The 4076-nt window shown below is 31.0% G+C and carries 5 protein-coding genes and 1 pseudogene; all 6 read left to right on the top strand.

Annotated features, from left to right (window positions below; all coding sequences use genetic code 11):
• Positions 1-420, top strand: a pseudogene (locus NE054_RS07285) (hypothetical protein); the annotation flags it as partial.
• Between the two features lie 141 nt (positions 421-561).
• Entirely contained in the window at positions 562-846 is a 285-nt protein-coding gene (locus tag NE054_RS07280) for a hypothetical protein (RefSeq protein WP_297890206.1), read from the top strand.
• Positions 843-1634: an exodeoxyribonuclease III gene (gene xth, locus NE054_RS07275; protein WP_297890204.1), complete on the top strand. Its 792-nt coding sequence runs from the start codon at positions 843-845 to the stop codon at positions 1632-1634. The genes NE054_RS07280 and xth overlap by 4 nt, the downstream gene beginning before the upstream one ends.
• Positions 1634-2518 (top strand): FAD:protein FMN transferase, encoded by an 885-nt coding sequence (locus NE054_RS07270; protein WP_297890202.1) that lies wholly within the window; start codon positions 1634-1636, stop codon positions 2516-2518. Before xth ends, NE054_RS07270 begins: the two co-directional genes overlap by 1 nt.
• A gap of 85 nt (positions 2519-2603) precedes the next feature.
• The gene (locus NE054_RS07265) at positions 2604-2783 is read left to right on the top strand and encodes a hypothetical protein (protein WP_297890200.1); all 180 of its coding nucleotides are present in this window, start codon (positions 2604-2606) and stop codon (positions 2781-2783) included.
• A 387-nt stretch (positions 2784-3170) separates the two neighbouring features.
• On the top strand, positions 3171-4076 hold a 906-nt coding region (locus NE054_RS07260), incomplete at its 3' end, for a DUF3373 domain-containing protein (RefSeq protein WP_297890198.1).

The following is a 4076-nucleotide window of genomic DNA, read 5'->3' as shown; positions in this document are numbered from 1 at the left end:
AAGCTAAAAGACCTTCTTTTAGCAGAACTAAAAACAGAATTTAGGGAATTTAAGAATGCCGTAACAGGTGAGCTTGCGGGTTATAGATTAGCCTTAGAGGGCATCAATGGGAGAGTTGCCAATCTTGAGGAAGAAGTTAGAGATCTAAGAAGGGCTTTAAATGAAACGAATAAACGCATTGATGATACTAATAAACGTATTGATGATATAAGGGCTGAGTTGAAAGCAGAGATTGCCAAGAATACTGAAAGGATTGACCATTTAAATCTACGGGTGGATAATTTAACCTTTGAGCTTAGTAATGTAAAAGCTGAGCTTTCTAAAATCAGGTCTGATCTCAATCAAGCCCTTTCGCAAAAAGAAATTGTAACAGATCTTTTAATCCGCATTGAAAGGCTTGAACATAGATTAATTGTTTAGTTTCTCCTTAAGGATTAAATTTAAGACACCAGCAGATATTGCATATGGGATGTTAATAATGTTTATGTATAGATGCTTACGATGTACTGAACCAATACAATTGTCATCATAGAAATTTACGAAAACAATGAGGTGAATCAAATGGAGTTCATTTTGCAAAACATTTTAGCTATCGGATTAGTACTATTCTTAGTTGTAGGTATTGCTTTAGCTTGGAATATAAAACCAATGAGATACTCTTTAATTGTTGCACTTATAATAGTTGTAGCTATTACATTACTTGTTAAGTACGGTGGTTTAACTTTTGAAAAAATGTTAGCAAAATCCGGATACGTTGCATTGTTTTTAGTTTGGTTATCTGTTTTGATTATATTCGTTGTAGGAATGATTAAATTATGGAACAACATGACAAAGGGACAAGAATGAAAGTTTGCACTTTCAACGTTAATTCTATAAAAGCCCGTAAGGATTTAGTGGTACAATGGATTAAACACAGGAACAACGATATTGATATTCTATGTTTTCAAGAGATAAAAACACAAGAGAACAACTTCCCATCTGACGACTTTAAAGAGTTAGGATTTATATACCAAGAAATATTAGGACAAAAAGGATACAACGGTGTAGCCACTTTATCTAAATTACCACTTGAAAATGTGTTTTCCGGATTAAACCATGACTACTTTGACAATCAAAAAAGAGTTTTAATAACAAAAACCTCAGACATTTTTATTATAAACACCTATGCTCCCCACGGAGATTTAAGAGGTGGAGAAAAATACTACTACAAACTTGATTGGTACAAACATTTTATATATTTCCTAAAACAAAATTTTGACCTTAACAATCAAAAAGTAATATTACTTGGGGATTTAAATGTTGCACTGGAAGATAAAGACGTTTATGATCCTATTTTGTTGAAGGATACAATAGGAACGATGCCAGAAGAAAGAGAACTATTAAAAGAGATTATGAATTTAGGTTTTATTGATACTTTTAGATATCTTTATCCGGATAAAATCCAATTTACATGGTGGGATTACATAGGTGGTGCAATATGGAAAAACGAAGGAATGAGAATTGATTATATACTGATAACAAAATCCCTTATTCCATTTTTAAAAGATGTAGAAGTGGATTTATGGCCACGAAAACGAAAAACTCCAAAACCGTCAGACCATGCTCCTGTAATCGCAACTTTTGAAGGTTTGTAATGAAATTTGTATTAGTTTTTTTAATATTAGCTTTGTCAAGTACAATAAAAGCAGAAGAAAAAATATTTAACCTAATGGGAACTTATGCAATCATAGATTTATCAGAAGAAGAAAAAGCATATGAATCTTATAGATACTTAAAAGAAATAGAAAACAAACTTTCAGACTACCTAGAAGATTCAGAAATATCCCAGATAAACAAAATGGCAGGAATAAAGCCTGTAAATGTAAGTCCATTAACATTTGAAGTTATAGAAAAAGCTCTACAAATATGTAATCAAACAAAAGGTGCATTTGATATAACCGTGGGTTCAATTACAATTAATTACAAAAGAAAAAAAATTATTCCTTTAGAAAAAGCAAAAAAATTAGTAAACTGTAAAGATTTAATATTGGATAAAAAAAATCAAACAGTTTTCTTAAAGAAAAAGTATATGGCTATAGATTTAGGAGGAATAGGAAAAGGCTTTGCTGTTGAAAAAGTATACGAGTATATCAAACAAAAAGAAGGCTTTATATCAATTGCAGGAGATATGAAAGTTTGGGGACAAAAAAGAAAAATAGCTGTATACAATCCAATCAACAAATCTATACTAATGGAAGCAGTCAATAAAAAAGATGTCTGTGTATCAACATCCGGAAACTACTTCCAAGAACATATAATAGGAAAATCAACAGATTTAATACAGGTAACTGTATTTTACGATGAATGCTCTTTTACAGATGCAACATCTACCGGGATTTTTGCAATGGATAAAAAATTCAGAGAAAACTTTCTAAAAGATGCAGATTTTGGATACCTGATAATATATAAAAATGGTAAAGTTGAGTTTAATAAAAAGATTTTTGATTTCTTGGAAGAAATGAGATTTTATCCTTTTTAAGAGGTTTATATGATTTTAATCATTTATTTTTTACTTTACTTGATTGAGAATAAATCTCAATATTTTTTAAAGGAGGATAAAAGCCATGTCAGTAAAGCAGTGTGTATCAGAAGTAGAAAAAGTCTCTTACAATATTGAAAAAATCTTAGAAAAGACAGATTCTAACAAAGAGAAAATTGAACTGTTCTCCACTTACTACAAAATGTTAATTTTACTGCAAGATTCAATTATAAACATTACATATCCAAAAAAGAAAAGAATATGATTTTTTGTTAATGCTTATCATTGAGATTTAGTCTCAATTTAATTATAATTAACACGCAAAACTTCTTCATGATAGTAACCTCCAATTTAAGTGGCAGGAACTTTTCCTGCCGGATTTTTAAAAGAAAATAAATTTTGCCTTCATGGTAAACCTCCTGTTAAACTTGCTTAAAGCGGGTTAAAGACCCGCTTTTTAAATAAAAAAGCAGGTGATGGAAAATGAAAGTAACATTTATAGAATCCTTGATTTTGTTTTTGACGGAAGTTTTTACCATTTTTTTGGGTTATTATAACTCTTGACAACTGATTATGACGAAATTTGAAAACTTATCATTGAAATTAAATCTCAAAATCGATACAATTTAATAAAATTTTTAGGAGGTGCAGTATGAAAAAGGTTGTTTTATCTACAGCTATTTTTTCAAGTTTTACTTTAGTTGCACAGGCTGATGAAAATAGGATAAAAGCTCTTGAGGAGCAAATTAAAATATTGCAACAAGAAATCCAAGAACTAAAACAATCCAGTAAAAAAACAGAAGAACTTAGTAAGGAAACGGAAATCATAAAAGAAGAAATTAGAAATTTAAAACTTGAGGTAGCTATACCTGAGTTAGAATTAAAATCTTTCTATGGTCTTGGACCTGCTGCTTCAAAAGCGTACTTTAATCCAAAAGGGTTATCAATAGGTGGTTATGGAGAGCTAACTTTTGTTCATAACGATGTAAATGCTAGGGGTGGAGCGAAGAATATAGCAGATGTTGAGAGATTTATTTTATACATTGGCTACAGCTTTAGTGAAAAAATAAAATTTAACTCTGAACTTGAATTAGAGCATGCATCTACATTCGGTAGCCATGGAACAGGTGGTGGATATTTTAAAGCTGAGTTTGCAGCCTTAGACTTTTTATTAAATGAAAAATTCAACATCAGAAGTGGTTTGGTTTTAATGCCAGTAGGAATAATTAACGAAGTTCACGAACCACCAACATTTCCAAGTGCACAACGTCCTTTCTTTGAGAGAAGAATCTTAATGTCTACTTGGGAAGAAATGGGGATAGGTGCATACGGAAAGGTAGGTCCTTTAGAGTATAAAGCATACCTTATTAATGGTCTTATGTTAAAAGGAGGTGGAGATTACAGTTCTGTTGAACCTTTGAAAAATGTTAGACAAAGAGGTGCAAGAGCTGTAGCTGACAGATTTGGATTTACAGGAAGAGTTGATTATAATCTACCTAACAACTTGAAAATAGGTGCTTCCTTAGTTCATGCTGATATACAATCTAAAGGTGGTTCT

This window comes from Sulfurihydrogenibium sp. (assembly GCF_027448985.1).
Lineage (GTDB): Bacteria > Aquificota > Aquificia > Aquificales > Hydrogenothermaceae > Sulfurihydrogenibium.
This window is presented reverse-complemented; position numbering and strand designations above follow the sequence as displayed.